The organism is Arthrobacter sp. 01T425 (assembly GCF_056398725.1).
On sequence record NZ_JBFTPY010000012.1, the window covers coordinates 92,653 to 110,768 of the forward strand.

Annotated in this window: 16 protein-coding genes and 2 tRNA genes; 8 read left to right on the top strand and 10 right to left on the bottom strand. The window is 66.0% G+C overall.

From position 1 onward, the window contains the following. The first annotated feature begins 84 nt into the window (after positions 1–84). The 3 genes from AC1DNG_RS14430 to AC1DNG_RS14440 all read left to right on the top strand — a co-directional run bounded on the left by AC1DNG_RS14430 (position 85) and on the right by AC1DNG_RS14440 (position 492). Positions 85–158 (top strand) — tRNA-Ile (locus AC1DNG_RS14430). 69 nt (positions 159–227) lie between these two features. Further along, positions 228–344 (top strand): DLW-39 family protein, encoded by a 117-nt coding sequence (locus tag AC1DNG_RS14435; protein ID WP_230006372.1) that lies wholly within the window; start codon positions 228–230, stop codon positions 342–344. Positions 345–416: 72 nt separating this feature from the next. Further along, positions 417–492 (top strand) — tRNA-Ala (locus AC1DNG_RS14440). 58 nt (positions 493–550) lie between these two features. On the opposite strand, the gene AC1DNG_RS14445 is transcribed toward AC1DNG_RS14440, so the two are convergent. Then, a complete protein-coding gene (locus AC1DNG_RS14445; RefSeq protein ID WP_230006371.1) occupies positions 551–919 on the bottom strand; it encodes a cupin domain-containing protein in 369 nt (122 codons plus the stop codon). 131 nt (positions 920–1,050) lie between these two features. Between AC1DNG_RS14445 and AC1DNG_RS14450 the strand changes: the two genes are divergently transcribed. Beyond that, complete coding sequence (locus AC1DNG_RS14450; protein ID WP_476850708.1) at positions 1,051–1,980, top strand: DMT family transporter; 930 nt, start codon at positions 1,051–1,053, stop codon at positions 1,978–1,980. Positions 1,981–2,034: 54 nt separating this feature from the next. Here AC1DNG_RS14450 and AC1DNG_RS14455 read toward each other — a convergent pair whose 3' ends face one another. Next, entirely contained in the window at positions 2,035–2,907 is an 873-nt protein-coding gene (locus AC1DNG_RS14455) for a glycosyltransferase family 2 protein (protein WP_223914864.1), read from the bottom strand. 188 nt (positions 2,908–3,095) lie between these two features. Continuing rightward, entirely contained in the window at positions 3,096–4,094 is a 999-nt protein-coding gene (locus AC1DNG_RS14460) for a hypothetical protein (protein ID WP_230011606.1), read from the bottom strand. A gap of 155 nt (positions 4,095–4,249) precedes the next feature. Between AC1DNG_RS14460 and AC1DNG_RS14465 the strand changes: the two genes are divergently transcribed. Then, positions 4,250–4,795, top strand: coding sequence for a peptidylprolyl isomerase (locus tag AC1DNG_RS14465; RefSeq protein WP_026538031.1), 546 nt, complete (start codon positions 4,250–4,252; stop codon positions 4,793–4,795). Positions 4,796–4,804: 9 nt separating this feature from the next. Beyond that, positions 4,805–5,674 carry a rhomboid family intramembrane serine protease gene (locus AC1DNG_RS14470; protein WP_230008395.1) on the top strand — a complete coding sequence of 290 codons (870 nt, stop codon included), beginning with the start codon at positions 4,805–4,807 and terminating at the stop codon, positions 5,672–5,674. A gap of 1,126 nt (positions 5,675–6,800) precedes the next feature. On the opposite strand, the gene AC1DNG_RS14475 is transcribed toward AC1DNG_RS14470, so the two are convergent. Next, positions 6,801–7,406 carry a DNA-3-methyladenine glycosylase I gene (locus tag AC1DNG_RS14475; protein ID WP_476850711.1) on the bottom strand — a complete coding sequence of 202 codons (606 nt, stop codon included), beginning with the start codon at positions 7,404–7,406 and terminating at the stop codon, positions 6,801–6,803. Between the two features lie 105 nt (positions 7,407–7,511). Beyond that, on the bottom strand, positions 7,512–7,766 hold the full coding sequence (locus AC1DNG_RS14480; RefSeq protein ID WP_028278234.1) for a cell division protein CrgA: 255 nt from the start codon (positions 7,764–7,766) through the stop codon (positions 7,512–7,514). Positions 7,767–7,943: 177 nt separating this feature from the next. On the opposite strand from AC1DNG_RS14480, the gene AC1DNG_RS14485 reads away from it, so the two are divergent. Both AC1DNG_RS14485 and AC1DNG_RS14490 read left to right on the top strand, forming a co-directional pair. After that, complete coding sequence (locus AC1DNG_RS14485; RefSeq protein WP_476873854.1) at positions 7,944–8,711, top strand: class E sortase; 768 nt, start codon at positions 7,944–7,946, stop codon at positions 8,709–8,711. Positions 8,712–8,881: 170 nt separating this feature from the next. Beyond that, positions 8,882–9,523: an anthranilate synthase component II gene (locus AC1DNG_RS14490; protein ID WP_028278232.1), complete on the top strand. Its 642-nt coding sequence runs from the start codon at positions 8,882–8,884 to the stop codon at positions 9,521–9,523. Between the two features lie 63 nt (positions 9,524–9,586). Here AC1DNG_RS14490 and pknB read toward each other — a convergent pair whose 3' ends face one another. The 5 genes from pknB to AC1DNG_RS14515 are packed head-to-tail and all read right to left on the bottom strand — an operon-like array spanning position 9,587 to position 18,115. Beyond that, a complete protein-coding gene (gene pknB / locus AC1DNG_RS14495; protein WP_476859649.1) occupies positions 9,587–11,560 on the bottom strand; it encodes a Stk1 family PASTA domain-containing Ser/Thr kinase in 1,974 nt (657 codons plus the stop codon). 6 nt (positions 11,561–11,566) lie between these two features. Next, positions 11,567–13,411, bottom strand: a complete 1,845-nt coding sequence (locus AC1DNG_RS14500) for a protein kinase domain-containing protein (protein ID WP_476850714.1) — start codon at positions 13,409–13,411, stop codon at positions 11,567–11,569. Continuing rightward, a complete protein-coding gene (locus AC1DNG_RS14505; RefSeq protein ID WP_476850715.1) occupies positions 13,408–14,865 on the bottom strand; it encodes a peptidoglycan D,D-transpeptidase FtsI family protein in 1,458 nt (485 codons plus the stop codon). The genes AC1DNG_RS14500 and AC1DNG_RS14505 overlap by 4 nt, the downstream gene beginning before the upstream one ends. Continuing rightward, complete coding sequence (locus AC1DNG_RS14510) at positions 14,862–16,307, bottom strand: FtsW/RodA/SpoVE family cell cycle protein (protein WP_476850716.1); 1,446 nt, start codon at positions 16,305–16,307, stop codon at positions 14,862–14,864. Before AC1DNG_RS14510 ends, AC1DNG_RS14505 begins: the two co-directional genes overlap by 4 nt. Beyond that, positions 16,304–18,115 carry a PP2C family protein-serine/threonine phosphatase gene (locus AC1DNG_RS14515; protein ID WP_476873855.1) on the bottom strand — a complete coding sequence of 604 codons (1,812 nt, stop codon included), beginning with the start codon at positions 18,113–18,115 and terminating at the stop codon, positions 16,304–16,306. The genes AC1DNG_RS14510 and AC1DNG_RS14515 overlap by 4 nt, the downstream gene beginning before the upstream one ends. Between the last annotated feature and the right edge of the window lies 1 nt (position 18,116).

The window sequence follows — 18,116 nt, forward strand, 5'->3', positions numbered from 1 at the left end:
CGCGGATTCCCGCGGAAAAAGGCCTCGATTTGAGATCGGGCCGGGATGTGCTGTACAGTCATATCTCGGCCCGATGAGGCATCGGGGCGTATAGCTCAGGCGGTTAGAGCGCTTCGCTGATAACGAAGAGGTCCCAGGTTCAAGTCCTGGTACGCCCACGGAACCTGTACTGGTTCTGGCAGAGGTTAGTGAAGGTTCGTCCATGACAGAACCGGAACGGGGTGCATGTGAAGAAGTTGCTGGTTATCGCAGCCACGGTCGCAGGCGTCCTCCTCTACAGGAAAGTGCAGGAATCCGAAGCCCGGAAAGTGGTCTGGAGCAATTCAACCGATACGGTTGACTAGCCCGGAATCTGGGGATGGAAGCTGGAAACCGGCTCTCCAGACCTAGGGTATGATTGTCTGGTTGCTTCTTATGGGGGCATGGCGCAATTGGTAGCGCACCTGCTTTGCAAGCAGGGGGTTCGGGGTTCGAGTCCCCGTGCCTCCACCATAGGAAAAGCCCCGGACAGCGGAAACGCTGTCCGGGGCTTTTTTCATGCCTTCCCCACTCACTCCTTCGGCTTGGCGTAGTCCGCCATCCCTTGCCAGTCGATATACACGTAGGGCTCGTCGCCGAGGACCCAGGCGTCGTGGCCCGGCGGAATCACACCGAAGTCGCCGGGCCCGAATTCGAGTTCTTCGCCGTCGTCCATGACGACTTTGATGCGGCCGGAAATCGTGTAGCCGGTATGGCTGGCCATGCAGCTGTCAGTTTTGGCGATCGGCTTGACGTGGTCTGACCATTTCCAGCCCGGAAGGAAGGTGGCCCGTCCAACCGGGCCGGCCTCGAGGTTGACGAGATCCACCTGACCCATGCCCTCGGCAACGGGGCGCGTCTCTTCGGGATCGTCCAGGCTCTTGCGGATCATTGACGCCATGATGGTCTCCTTCTTCGATGATGGCGAGACCGGAACGTGAGACCGCGCCTTAAGATTGGCACCGCGGTATGCACCCGTCAAGGAGCAGGGGCCGTAAGGGCCCCTGCTGTCCGTCCCATTAGTGTTGGAGCGTGAACTTCTTACTTGCGGCCGTAGGCGTGCTGGGTGTGGCCTCGTCGGGGCCCCTCATTGCCGCCACGCTGGGCGCCACGTCGGTCAGTGCCCTCGCCATCGCTTTCTGGCGCAACGCCATTGGAGCAGTCGTGATGGCCGGTCCGGTTGTGGTCCGCAACCCCCGTCAGTTCGGAAAGGTGACCGGAGCCGAGTTCCGCTGGTCGCTCGCCGCGGCGGTGGCCCTGGCCCTGCACTTCGCGTGCTTCATTACCTCCCTGCAGCTGACGTCGGTCGCGGCGGCGACGGCGCTGGTGTGCCTTCAGTCAGGCTGGATCGCGATCTTCCAACTCTTCCGGGGAGTCCGGTTCCGCTGGCCGGTCCTGGTAGGGCTGGGGCTCGCCTTCGGCGGTGTCGTGACAATCACCGGTTTTGATATGGGTTCCTCGCCCGAGGCGCTTGTGGGCGATCTCCTGGCCGTCGCCGGCGGCGCCCTGGCGGGCATCTACACGCTCGCCGGAGGCAAGGCGCGGCAGAGCATGGGCACCGGCGTCTATACGACCCTGTGCTACGGCATGTGCGCCGCGATTGTGGCGGGGATGGCGCTGTTGGCTGGACAGCCGCTGGCAGGGTTCGAAGCCACCGGCTGGCTGGGGATCCTCGCCATTACCGTGTGCGCACAGCTGGTGGGGCACACCGCGTTCAACTATCTGCTGGCGACCATGAGCCCGCTGCTGGTGTCCATGATCATCCTGCTGGAAATCCCCGGAGCGGCGCTCCTGGCCGCAGCCTTCCTGGACGAGACGCTGCCGGCCGGAACCTACGCGGGGCTGGCGATGATCCTGGTGGGGCTCGCCGTCGTGGTCCTGGGGCAGCGAGGCTCACGTTCCGCCCGGAGAACGGGCGAGGGAGCCGGTGAAGAGCGGCTGGCGGAGCTCGGCACCGACTAGGCCGCTCCCGGCGGCCGCATCTCCCGGTGGCCGCGTGGCCGCCGTCATTGGCCGCTATTGGCCGCCGCGGCGGGCCGGCTGGGGAACGTTGACCGTGTGGATGGCACGGAGCAGTTTCGCCGGGAAGTAGACCGAGAAGAAGACCACCATGGGCGCCTTCAGTGCCATCTTCTTGACGTTGTGGGCCTTGTAGGTGCGGTCAAAGCGCGTCACGTAGTAGCGGTAATCCCGCGGCGAGTCCTCCAGCCGCCGGGCCGACATGCCCGAGATCATCTGCGGCCAGTACTGGATCCTGAGCTCGTGGTCGGCCAGGTGCAGCGACAGATCGATGTCCTCGTGCATCTCGTCCCGCTCGTCGCGGCAGGCTTCTGTGCGGATGGTCTCCCAGGCCGAGCGGCGCATTGCCATGTTGGAACCGAAGAGGAAGTGATACTGGTGCTTGGCAAGCCTGAGCATCAGTTGGCGCATTTTGTCGTCGGCCTTGAGCCCGAACCGGCGCATGGGCATGTCGTAATAGACCACCGGACCGGTCGCAGCGTGCACAGACTCGTCGGCGAAGGCCTTCTGCACCTGCTCCACCCAGTCCGGTTCCAGCACGGAATCGGCGTCGATCCGGCCGAGGATATCGCCCGTGGCATGGTCCAAACCGAAATTGCGTGTGGGGATGAGCCCCTGGTCGCGGTCCTGGCTGAGCAGGATGATCGGGCTCTCCGGATACTCCAGCTGCATCTGCCGCACGATTTCCGCCGTGCGGTCCTTGGACAGGTTGTCCACCACAATGATTTCGTGGGCGGGCACCGACTGGTAAACCGCGGCGATCAGACACTGCCGGATGACGCTTTCCTCGTTGTACGCCGGGATGACGATAGACACAGCCGGCGGCGGAGCAAGGAGCAAGGCATCCTGGGGTGATCTATGGGGTGACATCACCACAAATTTAGCATCTAGCCTGGCGTTTCAAGCCGGACCGTGACGTGCCTGCGGAGGCCGCGTCAAACAAAAGGAGGGATCCCGCACCGTGGCGGAATCCCTCCTTGGGAGAGTGCAGGTCACCTGCCGGCAGCGGGACTGCCCGGCGCAGGGTCTCGACTCAGCCGGCCTGTGCCGGCCAGGTTCTACTTGCCGGGCTTGTCTGCGCCGTTGTTCAGGCTGGCCGCGATGTTGCGTACGGCCGTTTTGGCGTCGGTGGCAACCTTGTCGGCGGCCTCAGCGGCGTTGCCGGCGGCGTCCTTGGCCGTTTCCGTGGCTTTGTCCGCCGCGGTGGCTGCGGAATCGGAAGCCTCCTTGGATGCCTCAGCCGCGGAGTCCGCTGCCGCTACAGTCGCGGAACCGGCCTTGTCGGCGGCGTCCTTCAGCGATTCGCCGGCCGGGGCGGCCGTGGGGGCGGGCTTTACCGGCGTCGGTACCTTCCAGGGGTCCTCCACCGGCCTGGACGCCCGCCAGGCGGCGACACCGGCTGCAACGGCGGCAGCGATGATGCCGAAGATCAGCAGGCCGCGGTGCTTGGGCTTCTGCTGCTTGGCGAGCTTGGCATTAGCCGTCTTGGTGACCTCATTGGCGGCCGCCTTGATGTTCTTGCTGGCGTTCTTGCCTGCCTTTTTGGCGTGTCCCTTGACGGCCTGGGCCTGCGTCTGGACGCCGGTGACAACACCGGAATCAACAAGCTTCTGTGCGACGGCGTCCACGTGGGCCGGGGCGTTTTCCAACGTGCGGTGGACGGCCACGGAAGCCTGCCCGATCTGGTCGGAAAGCCTGGGCAGGTACTCGACAACAACCCGGTCGCGTGCATTGGCGATGACCGGGGCTGCCTTGTCCACAGCTTCGTGCAGGCGCGGGGTCGCGCTGTCCGCGGCATCGTGGATCCTCGGCGCCAGCTGAGCCAGGCCATCCTGAAGGCGGGGAGTGACAGTGGCAACGCCGCCGGCCAGATTGTGGGCCGCCGACTTGAGGCCCTCCTGGATCTTGGGAGAGGCGGTGTCCAGTCCGTGCTGCAGGCGGGGAACAGCCCAGTTCACGGCAGCCTCAACCCGCGGGGCCGCCCAATCCTTGGCGCTGTCTACTCCGGTGCTGACTGACTGCTCCAAGTCACGGGCAATACGATCCGTTTTCTTCACAACTACCTCCCGATTAATGTGACGGTTCTGCTGTTAGCCTACGTGTCTAGGAACGCACCGGCTATTCTTCAGGCCGATTTCCAGTGGATTTCACCCAGCGCGGAACTGACTGTGCGGCCCTATGCGGGCGTAGCCGTCATGGAAGAATGGGCCCTATGACTGCCAACGCAACCGCAAAAGCCACTATCCACACGAGCCTCGGCGACATCGTCGTCAACCTCTTTGGCAACCACGCGCCGAAGACCGTCGACAACTTCGTCGGGCTGGCCACCGGTGAGAAGGCCTGGACCCACCCGGAAACGGGCGAGGACAAGACCGGCACGCCGCTCTACAACGGCACCATCTTCCACCGCATCATCAAGGACTTCATGATCCAGGCCGGAGATCCGCTGGGCCGCGGCACCGGTGGACCGGGCTACAAGTTCGACGATGAGATCCACCCGGAACTGACTTTCAACGAGCCGTACAAGCTGGCCATGGCCAACGCCGGCGTCCAGATGGGCCGCGGCACCAACGGCTCGCAGTTCTTCATCACCACCATCCCCACCGGCTGGCTGCAGGGCAAGCACAGCATCTTCGGTGAGGTCGCCGATGACGAATCCAAGAAGGTCGTCGACGCGATCGAAGGCGTCCGCACCGGCATGGGCGACCGCCCCGTCGAGGATGTCACCATTAACAGCATTGACATCGAAAAGCTCTAACCCACCACCATGAGCTACGGAATTCCGGCGGCAGAGCCGTCCGCAGAGGTCCCGGTATGCCCCAGGCACCCGGACCGGCCCGCCTATGTGCGTTGCCAGCGGTGCGGGCGCCCTGCGTGCCCCGACTGCCAGCGGGCGGCCGCCGTCGGATTCCAATGCGTTGACTGTGTCAACGAAACCAAGCGCACGACGCCGGCCGTCAGGACCGTCTACGGCGGCGCCGTGACCGCTGGCAAACCCGTGGTCACTTACGTGATCATCGCGCTGTGTGCCCTTGTCTATGCGCTGCAGTGGATAGTCCCCAACGACGGGATTTACCAGCAACTGGCCTACGCTCCCGCCCTGACCGGCGTTGAACCGTGGCGGATGCTCACCTCGGCGTTCCTGCACTCGCAGGGATTCCTGCTCCACATCGTCCTGAACATGTACACGCTGTGGATATTCGGCCAGATCCTCGAGCCGCTGCTGGGCCACGCCCGCTTCCTGGCCATATACCTGCTCTCGGCCGTCGGAGGCTCCGTCGGCTTCCTCCTGCTGACCCCGGTGTATCCGCTGAACGGCCCGGTGGGCCTCGTCGGCGCCTCCGGCGCCATCTTCGGCCTGTTTGGCGCCCTGCTGGTGGTCCAGCGCCAGCGCGGCGGCGAAGTCCGCCAGCTCCTGGTCCTGATTGCCATCAACGGCGTCATCGGCTTCATGGTCCCGCAGATCGCCTGGCAGGCCCATCTTGGCGGCCTCGTCACCGGCGCCCTGAGCGCCGCCGTGATTGCCTACACCCCCCGCGGCCCGCGGCAGACCCTGCTGCAGGCCATCGGCCTCGCGGTGGTCCTGGCCCTGGTGATCGCCGTGTCCGTCGTGCGGATGGCCGGCGCCGGCGCTTAGCCCGTTCCTGCCGAAGTCCCCGGCCGCAATCGGCCGTAACCGGCCGGAATTGAACGCCCGGCCCCTTCACTCTTTTCCAGTGTTTCCCTCGCTGGTGTTCCTTGGCTGTTCCCTCCGCTTTGTGGATCTTTCCCCCTGTACACCCGGGCCGCGCCCCGAACCTGAATTCACAGGTGCGGATCCGAGAGTTTTCCACAGCGTTTATCCACATTGTTAATAACTTACAAGCGTGTAGTTCACTGTGACGACCCGGTTCTGACCGCCCGGGCTGGCGATTATCCAGCTTGCAGGCAATGCTGCCGACCCGATCTCCACACCTGTGGATAACTTCTGTGGGTTGCCCTGTGAGTAAGTGGACAACTTTGCCCGCCCAAGCCCTGTTGCCTGGCGCCGGGCGGCACCAGCCCTGTTCCGGCCCTGCGCAGGCCCTGCGCCGTGGGCACTCAAGGTAGTACTCCACAGAACGGTGCCACGGGCACACCAGGACCGGTGCCTCAGGACCTTCAGGCGGCGCCGCGTCTCCCCGACGTTCTCCCAGCGCCGTCGCCCCCACAGGGCCCGCGCGCGGCGGCGGCAGGTCGCGACGGGCCGTGGGACGGCCGCGGTGTGTGTTTCAACAGGGTTATTCACAGTGTTAATAACTTGATGGTCTGAGCATCCGCGGGATTTAACCCGGCTCATGGCCCGGCAGAGGGGGTTGCGGCTCCGATGCGCCGGCTGTTATCCCCAGCTGTGGATAACTTGTGGGTAGTGAGCTGTTATTAAGTGGATAACTCGTCCGGTGCAGCTGTGGTCGGGACGGGCCACAACGGCGGGCGGCCGGCCTGCCCCGAGGCGGCCCCGAGGCTGCCGTGAGCCGGCCGTGCGGCGGGACCGCGGTGCCATCCGCGGCCTGTTGCCGGGATCAGGGAACTTGTCCACAGGAAATCCACACTGTTAATAACTTACAGCCGTGTAATTCAGGACCGGCCGGGGATCTCAACAGTGGCTTTGCGCCCCGCTGTGGCCGCCGAACCCGGCTGAACCGCATGAAGACCCGGAAACTTATGAACAGTGTGGATAAGTTTCCCCAGACTTGTGCACAGCTGTGGATAATGAGGCGGGACCTCGCCGGGTCACCGCCGGGTCACTGCGGCCAGACGCCCGATGACCCGCGCCTGTGGCTGTCCAGCAGATGGGTGTCGACCATTCCGATGGCCTCCATGAGCGCGAACATCGTGGTGGGCCCCACGAAGGCGAAGCCCTTCTTGCGCAGCGCCTTGGAGAGCGCGACGGACTCGGCCGAGGTGGTGGGGACCTCATCCAGGGAGTTCGGCCGGGGTGTGGCGGGCGGCTGGAACGCCCATACGAAGTCAACCAGGCCGCCGTCGTCCCTCAACGCCAGAGTAGCGCGGGCATTGGTGATGGTTGCCTGGATCTTCAGCCGGTTCCGGACGATCCCGGCATCGAGCATGAGCCGCTCCACATCGGCGTCCGTGAAGCGCGCCACCAGTTCCGGGTCGAACTCCTTGAACGCCGCGCGGAAAGCGGGCCGCTTGCGCAGGATCGTCGCCCATGAAAGCCCCGCCTGGAATCCCTCGAGGCTGATGCGTTCGTAGAGGCCCTGTTCGTCCCGGACGGGCATGCCCCATTCGGAGTCGTAATACTCGCGCAGCATGGGATCCACGGCGGCCCACGCCGGCCGCGCCAGTCCGTCGTCGCCAATGGTCGAGCCGTTTACTGCCGGGGTCATCTGGATTCCTTCGCTGGGCAGGGACTAGTGCTGTGGGTTAACGGCGACGGGCCGGCACACTGTGTGTACCGGCCCGTCAGGGATCTGCGCCGCGCGGGCCTGGTGTCAGGAACGCCAGCGGGTAGTCATCAGGAAGCCGATGATCGCGATTCCGAAGCCGGCGACGATGTTCAACGAGCCCCAAGCCTGAACCGGGAAGGCGCCCTCTGTGATGTAGAACGTGATGATCCACAGCAGGCCAATGATCATCAGGCCAAACATGACGGGCTTGAACCAGACCGGATTGGGCTTGTAGGCCTCCGCGGCAGAAGTCTGCGGGGCCACACGGGCAGTCCTTTTACGCGGCTTCGACTCGGGCACTGATCCTCCTTGGCGGGCTGGAACAAGAGCGGCCAACGTGGCTTGGTATCCTGCAGGAAGCGAGCCCCCGCCGGCCAACGTGCTCTTGGTCGAGCTTGAATTCTTGTGTCGCACAATTCTAGCTGTAGTTCCGGCCACGCCGGGGACCCGCGCAACCGTCCTGGAGGAGAACCCGCAGTGCTGGAGTTGGAGCAGGAATCCGGCCGGACGGCGCGCAGCCGCCGCGGGCTGCTCCTGCGCACCATCCACGTCGCGGGCGAGCTGCTCCTGACCGTGGGCGTCATTGTCTTGCTCTTTGTGGCCTGGCAGTTGTGGTGGACGAATGTGGCCTCCGACGCCCGGCAGCGCGAGGCGGTGCACGACTTCGCCCGCGGGATTGGAACAGCCGCTCCCGCAGCGCCGCCTCTGCCGTCGGCTGTTGCCCCGGATCCCGCCGACGCGCCCGAACCGGCCGAGGGCGCGACCATCGGCATCCTGTATGTTCCCCGTTTCGGCGCCGGATACACGCGTCCAATCGTTCAGGGAACCACTCCGGCGGTGTTGGACACTCTGGGCATCGGGCACTATCAGGGCACGGCCATGCCAGGGGCTGCGGGAAACTTCGCCCTGGCAGGGCACCGGCAGACCCACGGCGCCGTCCTGGACCATATCGACGCCCTGGTGCCCGGGGACCGGATCTACGTCCAGACCCGTGAGGGCTACTATGTCTACGTGTTCCGGAACAGCCAGACAGTCCTCCCCTCGCGGACCGATGTGCTGTTGCCGGTGCCGATGCGGCCGGGCGCCGCGCCGACAGAGAGCTACCTGACCATGACGAGCTGCAACCCGCGGTTTGGCTCCGAGGAACGCTTTGTGGCCTACGCCCTGCTGGAGCGGTGGCAGTCCCTTTCGGCTGGACCGCCGGCTGAAATTTCCCGGGCGGCCCGCGCGGCCGGGGAAGGCTGACGAATGTATGGCTGGCTTTTCCGCCGCCTTCCCGGGCCCTTGTGGCTCAGGATTGCGACCGCGCTGGTGCTGGCGGCCGGAGCACTGGTATTGATGGTTCAGTTCCTTTTTCCCTGGCTGGCGCAATTCACCCAGTTAACAGATTCAACGATTGGTTCGGCAAGGCACCCATGAGCACAACGAAGATCCTGGTCGTAGACAACTACGACAGCTTTGTCTACACCCTGGTCGGCTATCTCCAGGAGCTCGGTGCGGAGACCACCGTAGTCCGCAACGACGACGTCACGCTCGCCGAGGCGATCGAAATGGCCGAGGCGCGGGACGGGGTCCTTATCTCTCCCGGTCCGGGGAATCCAGCCGGGGCCGGCGTCTGCATTGAGCTGATCAAGTGGTGCGGCAGCCACGACAAGCCCATGCTGGGTGTCTGCCTGGGGCACCAGGCGCTGGCGGAGGCCTACGGCGGAACCGTGACGCACGCTCCCGAACTGATGCACGGCAAGACTTCCCTCGTCGAACACCATGGAACCAGCGTCTTTGCGGGGCTCCCGTCGCCCCTCACGGCCACCCGCTACCATTCGCTGGCCGCTGTCCGCGAGAGCATCCCGGAGGTCCTGGAGATCACCGCGGAAACGGGCACCGGTGTGGTGATGGGCCTGCAGCACCGCACCGCCCCGCTGTGCGGCGTCCAGTTCCACCCGGAATCCGTCCTGACCGAAGGCGGCTACCAGATGCTCGGCAACTGGCTGGAGTCACTGGGCATGGCGGGCGCTGCCGAACGGGCAGCGGACCTGAGCCCGCTCATCAAACACTGACCCGGCAGGCACTGAAAGCGCGGGCGCGGCGGTAGCCGGCACCTTAGGTTTTTCCCGACCGGGTTAGGGGAACAGTCCGCCCAGGGCCGCGTCCTCTTTGGACGCGCTCTTGGTCGGCGTCGGTGTGGGCGACGGCGGGGGCGGCGGCGGCGCCGGTGCCTTCGCCACGGTCACGGTAATGGTCTTGCCCTGTTCGACGAGCGAATCCGCGGCATCGGCCTGGCCTGTCACCTTGCCCGGAGCCACCTGGGAGTTCTCCACCTCGGTGGCCTTGAGCACCAGGCCCTGTTCCTTCAGTTTCGCCTCCGCCTCCGCCAGCGGCAGCCCGATCAGCTGCGGCACAGCCACCTTGCCGGTGGAGACGACGATTTCGACCGCGTCCGCCACGGCCACAATCTGGCCGGGGGCCGGGTTGGTGGTGATGACAATGCCGACCGGAACCGTGGGGTTGTTGGACATCTTGGTGGTGAGGGCGCCAGTCAGCCCCGTTTGGTGGAGAAGATCGCGGGCTGCCGCCTCGGTCCGGCCGGGCAGATCCGTCGGAATGGTGATCGCGCTGGGGCCCTCGGAGATGTTGAGGATGATGTCCGAGTTGGCGTCCATGGAACTCCCCGACGTCGGCACGGTGCCAATCGCGGTGCCTTTGGGAATGCTCTCGTGCTGCAGCCGTTGGAGCTGTGGCTTGAAACCTGCGTTGTACAGCCTTTGCAGGGCCTCTGATTCCGTCAGGGACGTCACCGTGGGAACCAGTACCTTGGTTGCCTGCGGCGGGGCCTGATTCATGAGGTTGTACAGCCACAGGCCGCCGCCGGCCAGCACCAGCAGTGTGAGGACCACGAGCGTCGCGATCCAGGTGCGGCGGCGCGTCTTCTGGCGCGGGGTGTGCTCGCGTTCGACCGGCAGTGCCAGTGGCAGGCTGCCGGTGTCCGCAATGCCATAGAGTTCGGTGCCAGCCGGCTGCAGCACTTCCTCGTCGTCGGGTATTTCTTCGGCGGGCCGCAGCCGGCCGCCGGGGGAATCGTCGAGGAACTTGGCGCCGGTCAGGGAGAAAGCTGCCGTGGGCGCCAGGGGGTCGTGCCGGGGAACCTCGTTGGTGGGGTCGGTGGGGGCCTCGCTGGCGGACGGCGCCGTCACCGGAACGCCGCTGCGCGCGGCCCGCAGGGCGCGGCGGAAGGCGGCGGCGTCCTGGAAACGGTCGGCGCGGTTCTTCTGCAGGGCCTTCATCAACACGCTGTCCAGCGCGGCGGAGACTTCGGGATTGAGGCTGCTGGCGGGCTCGGGGATCTCGCGAACGTGCTGGTAGGCCACGGAGACGGGGCTGTCGCCGATGAAGGGCGGCCGGCCGGTCAGCATCTCGTAGAGAAGGCATCCGGCGGAGTACAGGTCGCTGCGCGCGTCGACGGCTTCGCCCCGCGCCTGTTCCGGGGACAGGTACTGCGCCGTGCCGACGACGGCCTGCGTCTGTGTCATGGTGGCGGACGAATCCGCAATGGCGCGGGCGATTCCGAAGTCCATGACCTTGACGCTGTTTGAATCGGGGCAAAACATCACGTTGGCGGGCTTGATGTCGCGGTGCACGATCCCGGCCTTGTGGCTGTAATCGAGCGCGGACAGCACGCCCAGGGTGAAGTCGATCGCCTGGTCGATGGTGACGTCCTTGGCCCGCACCATGTCGCGGATGGTCTTGCCGGAAACGAACTCCATCACGATGTAGGGCACCCGGACGCTGTCGTCGTGGTCACCGGGGACCGCGTGGTCCCCGGTGTCGAAGACAGCCACGATCGAGGGGTGGTTGAGTGCCGCGACAGCCTGGGCCTCGCGCTTGAAGCGGGCCTGGAACTGCGGATCCCGGGCCAGGTCCGGGCGCAGCAGCTTGACGGCCACGGTACGTCCCAGCCGGGTATCGAGGCCGCGGAAAACATCCGCCATGCCGCCACGGCCGATCAGCTCACCCAGCTCATAGCGCCCGCTGAGGACGCGCTGCGTGTTCGCCGGGCGTTCCTCCCTGTGCGACGGAGTGCGGGGTGTATTGCTCATGATCGTTTAGGGTCCGGACTTGGTAGCTGAAGGTGAAGGGGATGCGGCCGTGGCCTTGGCGAGGTGGTAGGTCACGACGCTTCCCGCGGTCACTTTGGACCCGGAAGGAGGCTGCGAGCTCACGAAAGTGCCCGGATCTTCCTTCTTGTTTGTGGGACTGACGTCGGCTCCCTTGGCCCAGCGCAGCCCGGCGTCCTGGATTGCCTGCTGGACTTCAGCCTCGCTGGCGCCCGCCTTGATGGACGGGACGTCGACCATTTCCGGGCCCTTGGAGTAGCTGACCGTGATGGTGGTGCCGGGCTGGACCGCACCGGAGGGATCGATGTTGGTGACGGTGCCTGGCGTCGCGTCGTTGACGACCTCGACACCGGTGACTTGCAGCCCCTTGCCGATCAGCTCATTGCGGACATCGTTGTACGGCCGCCCGAGGTAGGCGTCCGGGATCAGGTTGACCGCGGCCGGGGTGGATTCGGTGGGTGTCGCGGAGCTGGGCGTGGGGGTGGGGGTCTCGGTCGGGGAAGCCGAGGACGCCGACGGCGTGGCACTGCTCGGTTTCGCGATGCTGGACGTGGCACTGCTCGTGGCCGGACCCTGCGAGGGGAAGAGGCTGCCGGCCTGGCTCAGGACCACACCGACCAGGGCGAACACCACCAGCAGGATCAGCGCAATCAGCGGCCACGTCCACGGGCTGCGTCCGCGGCGCTTCGGCTCCTCCTCCGGCTCGTCGTAGTCTTCTTCCTCCTCTTCCTGCACCCAGCTTCGCTCGGCCGCCAGGGCATCGGCGCGGTTGAGAGCGTTGCGGGCGCCGTAGCCGCTGGCTGCGGCAGCGCCTGCTGCCAGGCCCGCGGCTGCACCTGCACCGGCGGCGCCCACTACGGGCAGCGCGGACGTCGCCGACGTCGACTTGTCCTCTGCGGCGCTGGAGCCAATGACGCTGGTGGCCGCTGTGGGGACGTCGACGGGGGCCGTGATGGGCCCGGTGGCTGCCTCGAAAAGCAGCATGCCCGGTACGGCTGCGTGTGCGGCGGCGATATCACCGTTGCGGATGGCCTCGGCCGCCTCGGACAGCTTGATGGCGTCGGCCGGGCGGTTCTTCGGATCCTTGGCCAGCATGGACATCAGCAGGGCGCGGACGGGTCTGGGCAGTGTGTCCGGCAGGGGCGGAGGCGCATCGTTGACCTGGGCCAGCGCGATGGCGATCTGGGATTCCCCGGAGAACGGCCGGTGGCCCGTGAGGCACTCGTAGCCGATGACGCCGAGGGAGTAGATGTCCGAGGCTCCGGTGGCAGTCTGCCCCGTGGCCTGTTCGGGCGCCAGGTACTGGGCGGTGCCCATCACCTGGCCGGTCTGGGTCAGCGGAACCTGGTCGGCCAGGCGCGCGATGCCGAAGTCGGTGACCTTGACGCGGCCGTCGGGGGTGATGAGCAGGTTCCCCGGCTTGATGTCGCGGTGCACGAGGCCCTGGGCGTGGGCGACTGCCAGGGCCCGCGCCGTCTGGGCGATCATCGAAAGGGTGCGGTCCGGGGAAAGCACCTGTTCGTGCTCGATGATGCTGCTCAGCGGCTGGCCCGGAACCAGTTCCATGACCAGGTAGGCGGAACCCTCTTCCTCGCCGTAATCGAAGACGTTGGCGATGCCCACGTGGTTCAGCAGGGCGGTATGGCGTGCCTCGGCGCGGAAGCGCTGCAGGAAACCGGGGTCGCCCGTGTATTCCTCCTTGAGCACCTTGATGGCGACGATGCGGCCAAGGATCAGGTCTTTGGCTTTCCAGACTTCTCCCATGCCGCCGATCGCAATGCGCGTGGTCAGCTGGAATCTGCCGCCGAGGGTGATTCCCGAAGTAGGCCTCACTTATTCAACACCGCCTCAAAAATCTTCTTCGCGTTCGGACTGGTTAGGTTTGCGCCAGTGGTGATGTCTACGCCTTCCATGACGATGGTGACGGCCACTTGCGGGTCATTTGCCGGGGCAAACCCGGTAAACCAAGAATTGTTCAGGCCGTTGCCGAGTTCCGCGGTACCGGTCTTGCCGGCCACCTGGACACCGGGCACGGCCGCACGGTGTGCGATGCCGTCGTCGACAACGCTGACCATCCACTCGTTGATCTGCCGTGCGATCTCCGGAGTCGTGGCGGTGCGCAGGGCCTGGGGTTTCGGTTCGTTGATCGTCCGCAGGTCGGGGGCGCGTACGGCCTTGATCAGGTTCGGCTGCATCTGCACTCCGTCGTTGGCGATCGCCGCTGTCATGGTGTTGATCTGCAGCGGCGTGGCGCGGACGTCGCGCTGGCCGATCGAGGACTGCGCCAGCCCGGCGTCGTCCAGCGGTTCGGTCGGGAAGAAGCTTGGGGCACTGTCGAGCTTGAGCTGGTCGCCGAAGTCCTGGCCGAAGCCGAATTTCTCCGCCTCGTCCGCGATGGCTTTCTGCTTCAGGTCCAGGGCGATGCTGGCGAACGGTGTGTTGCAGGACTGCTGCAGGGCAAACGCGAACGACGCCGTCGTGCGCGTGTAGCAGTTGCCGCCCGCGTAGTTGGGCAGCTTGTAGTCGATGCCGGGGAAGGACATCTCGGCCGGGTTGGGCAGGTCGCTGTCCTTGTTGTACTTGCCCGATTTCAGCGCCGCAGAGGTGTCTATGAGCTTGAACACCGATCCCGGTGCCAGCAGCTCGCCCGTGGGTCCAGAGACGTTCTGGTTCAGGTTGATCCCGGGGACCTGGTTCAGCTCGGTGTAGTTGGCCTGTTCGGCGGCAGCGTCCTGGGTGGCAATCAGGTTGGGGTCATAGGACGGTTTGGACACCATGGCCAGGACCGCGCCGGTCTTCGGGTTGGTGACCACGATGTGCCCGCGAATGCCGTCCGGGATGAGGTCGTACGCCAGCTTCTGGAGCTTGGGGTCCAGGGTCAGCTCCACGGACGCGCCCTTGGGCTGGTTGCCGAGGAACAACTGGCCCACCCGGTCCAGGAACTGCTGGTCCGAGCTGCCGGCCAGGACATCGTTCATGGACTTCTCGAGTCCGGTGAGGCCGTAGTTCTTGGAGAAGTAGCCGGTGACGCCCGCGTAGAGCTCGGGCTGGGAGTAGGTCCGCTGGAATTTGCAGCTTTCCGTGGCGGGCACGGACTCTGCCACCGGGGTGCCGCCGACAATGATCGCACCGCGGTCGTTGCAGTAGTTCTGCAGGATGGCGCGCCTGTTCCAGGCGTTGGCCTTAAGCTCGTCGGCGCCAACCACCTGCACATAGCTGAGCGCGCCGAAGATCAGCACGAACATCGCGATGGCGGCAATCCATGAATTGCGGATGGCCTGGTTCACAGCTGTTTCACCGCCTCGGTGGGTGCGTCGGGACTGTTACGGGGATCCGGCGCCGGTTTGGCAGGCAGCACGGGGAAGTTCTTGCGCGCACCGGGTTCCTGGCCGGGCGGCAACGGCGTTGTATCCACCGGGCCGCGCGCAGAGTGCGAAATCATGAGCAGCAGACCCACAATGATCCAGTTCGCCAGGAGCGAGGACCCGCCGGCGGCGAGGAACGGCGTCGTAAGTCCGGTCAGGGGGATCAGGCGCGTCACGCCGCCGATCACCACAAAGCACTGCAGCGCGATCGCGAAGGAGAGCCCGGTGGCGAGCAGTTTGCCGAACGCGTCACGGGTGCCCAGCGCGGCACGGAAGCCCCGGGTGAACAGCAGCAGGTACATCAGGACGATCGCGAAGACGCCGATCAGGCCCAGTTCCTCACCAAAGGAGGCGATGATCATGTCGCTGTTGGCGAAGGGGACGAGGTTGGGCCGGCCCTGGCCGAGGCCGGTGCCGACCAGGCCGCCGTTGGCCATGCCGAACAGGCCCTCGACAATTTGGAGGCTGCCGCCGAACTGCCGGCCGTAGACCTCATCGGTGAACGCGTTGAGCCAGCCGTCGATCCGCAGGGCCACGTGCGAGAACACGCGGGCAGCGACGACGCCGCCGACGGCAATCAGCACGAGGCCGATGATCACCCAGCTGATGCGGCTCGTGGCGACGTAGATCATGACGAGGAACAGGCCGAAGAACAGGATCGAGGATCCCAGGTCACGCTGGAAGACCAGCACGCCGATGCTCACGAGCCAGGCGGTGATCATGGGGCCCATGTCCTTGAACCGCGGGAACTGCACCGGGCCGATCTTGCGGCCCGCCAGCAGGATGAGGTCCCGGTTCGACGACAGATAGCCGGCAAAGAAGATGGCCAGCGTGATCTTGGCGATTTCACCCGGCTGGAAGGTCATGGAACCGATCTTGATCCAGACGCTGGCACCCAGGACCTCTCCGGCGGAGACGCCGGGAACCAGCGGCAGGATGAGGAGCACGGCGCTGATGGCCAGGGAGATATAGGTGAAGCGGCGCAGGATCCGGTGGTCCTTGAGGAACCAAATGACCGCGATCGCGACCGCCATGGCCACCAGGGTCCAGCGCAGCTGGTTGTTGCCGGTGTCTTCGCCCACCCTGTCCAGCCGGTGGATCATGGCCAGGCCCAGCCCGTTAAGGGCGACCACGAGCGGAAGTATTACCGGGTCGGCATATTTTGCGCGGAGCCGCAGCACCACATGGAAGGCGAGGGCGGCCAACGCCAGGAGTCCGGACTGGAACCAGAAGTCGGTGTCAAACGCTTTTTGCCGGTCCACGCCCACGAGTGCCTGGGCACCAATCCCTACGGCGAGGGCGAGGACCAGGAGGACAAGCTCCACGTTTCGTCGTGGCCTGGGCACGGGGTCGATGGGTGTCATTTGGCCCCCTCGCAATTCGTAGTCGGGGTGGCGGATGGCGACGGCTTGGCCGCTCCAGGGGAGGCTGTGGCACTTGGCGACGCCGTGGAGCCCGGCTTGGCCGTGGTGCCGGGGGAGGGGGTGGCACCGGCGGCCGTCGCTGCGGGGGACGGGGTGAGGCATTCATCGGCCGGGGCGGTCGTGCCGGTGCGTTCCAGGTTTTTGACGATCCGCTGCGCGTCGTAGAGGTCGCGGGCGGGCACAGTCTGGCGCACCCGCTGCTGCGAAAATTCGGGAAGGTCGGACATCTTGATATCGGTTACCGCTTCGAGAGTGGAAAGCTGGATAGGTCCGAGACGCTGGGAGACGCCGTTGAAGATGGCCACATGCTGATCGTGTTCGCCGATGTAGTAGCGCGTCTGGGTCCAGGCGTAGCCAAGCCAGAGTCCGACGGCCAGCAGCGCGACGATCGCGGCGGCAATGGATACGGTAAGCCACCGGCGCGGCCGTCCGGCGGGCCTGAAGTCGTCTGCCTCCTCGCGGTCCTGTTCGGACTTGTGCGTGAGGACCGTGGCCGCGCGCCGGGCCACGGTGCGTCCGGCGATGGAAGGAATGGACCCTGATTCCGCTGCTGCGGCGGCGGCCCCGACAAGTTCGTGCGGGCGCATGGAGAGTTCTTCCCGCAGGACTTCGGCCGAGAGGTGTTCGCCCAGATGCGGGTCGGTGGTGGTCTCGGGTTCCTTGCCCTCGGCGGCCTTCTGTGTGGCGGCGGCCGGCGATGTGCCGTCGGCCGGGGACCCTGCGGCCGGTTCGGCCGGCGGCCCCGAGGCTCCTGCCGCGGCGGCCAGCGCGGCGGGCCCGGTGTCCTGGGCGGAGTTGTCCTTCTTTACGGACTCGTTTACGGACTCGCCGGGGGTTTTCGCGGCACCAACGGTGCTCCCGGCCAGGGGCCCGGCCAGGGGTCCGGCCGGGGCGGCGGGCGCTGACGTCCCGGCGGCCGCTGCGGGCGCGGGCACGACGTCGACGGCGGCGGTCCGGACGTCATCGCGTGTCGGCTCGGCGATGTCGAGTACCACCACGGTCACGTTGTCCGGGGCGCCGGCCTCCAGCGTGAGTTCAACCAGCAGTTCGGCGCATTCGCCCAGGTCCTTCGTCTCCCGGACGGTGCGCTCCACGACGTGGCCGGCCACATAGTTCAGGCCGTCCGAGCAGAGCAGCCATCGTTCCCCGGCCTGGACTGCCAGTGTGTCAAGATCAAGCTCCGGGCTGGCATCGACGTCGCCCAGCACGCGCATGAGGACGTTCTTGTGCGGATGCGTTTCGGCCTCTTCGGGGCGGAGCCTGCCCTCATCGATGAGCCGCTGGACAAAGGTGTGGTCGACACTGACCTGTTCGAACTCGCCGTCGCGCAGCCGGTAGGCCCGGGAGTCGCCGATGTGGGCGAAGTGGAGCTTTCCTTCGGCGAGGAGCAGGGCCGTGACCGTGGTGCCCATCCCGGCGAGCTTGGGATTCATGTGCACCAGTTCGGACAGCAGGGAGTTGGCCGTCTGGATTTCGTCGGCGAGGACGGTCCCGGCGTCGCCGTCGTAGTCGTCATGGTCCAGGTGGATCATGTCCAGGACGGTCGCGGCGGAGGCGACGTCGCCGCCGGCATGGCCACCCATGCCGTCGGCAACGACGGCGAGGTGCCGGCCGACGTAGGCGGAGTCGTCATTCTTGGCGCGTATGCGGCCGACGTCTGACCGCGCGGCGTAGCGCATGATGAGCGGCCGCTTCGGGGCAGTTGGCTTGCCTTCGGCCCTGTCTGCGGGAAATTCCGGGGCAGCCACG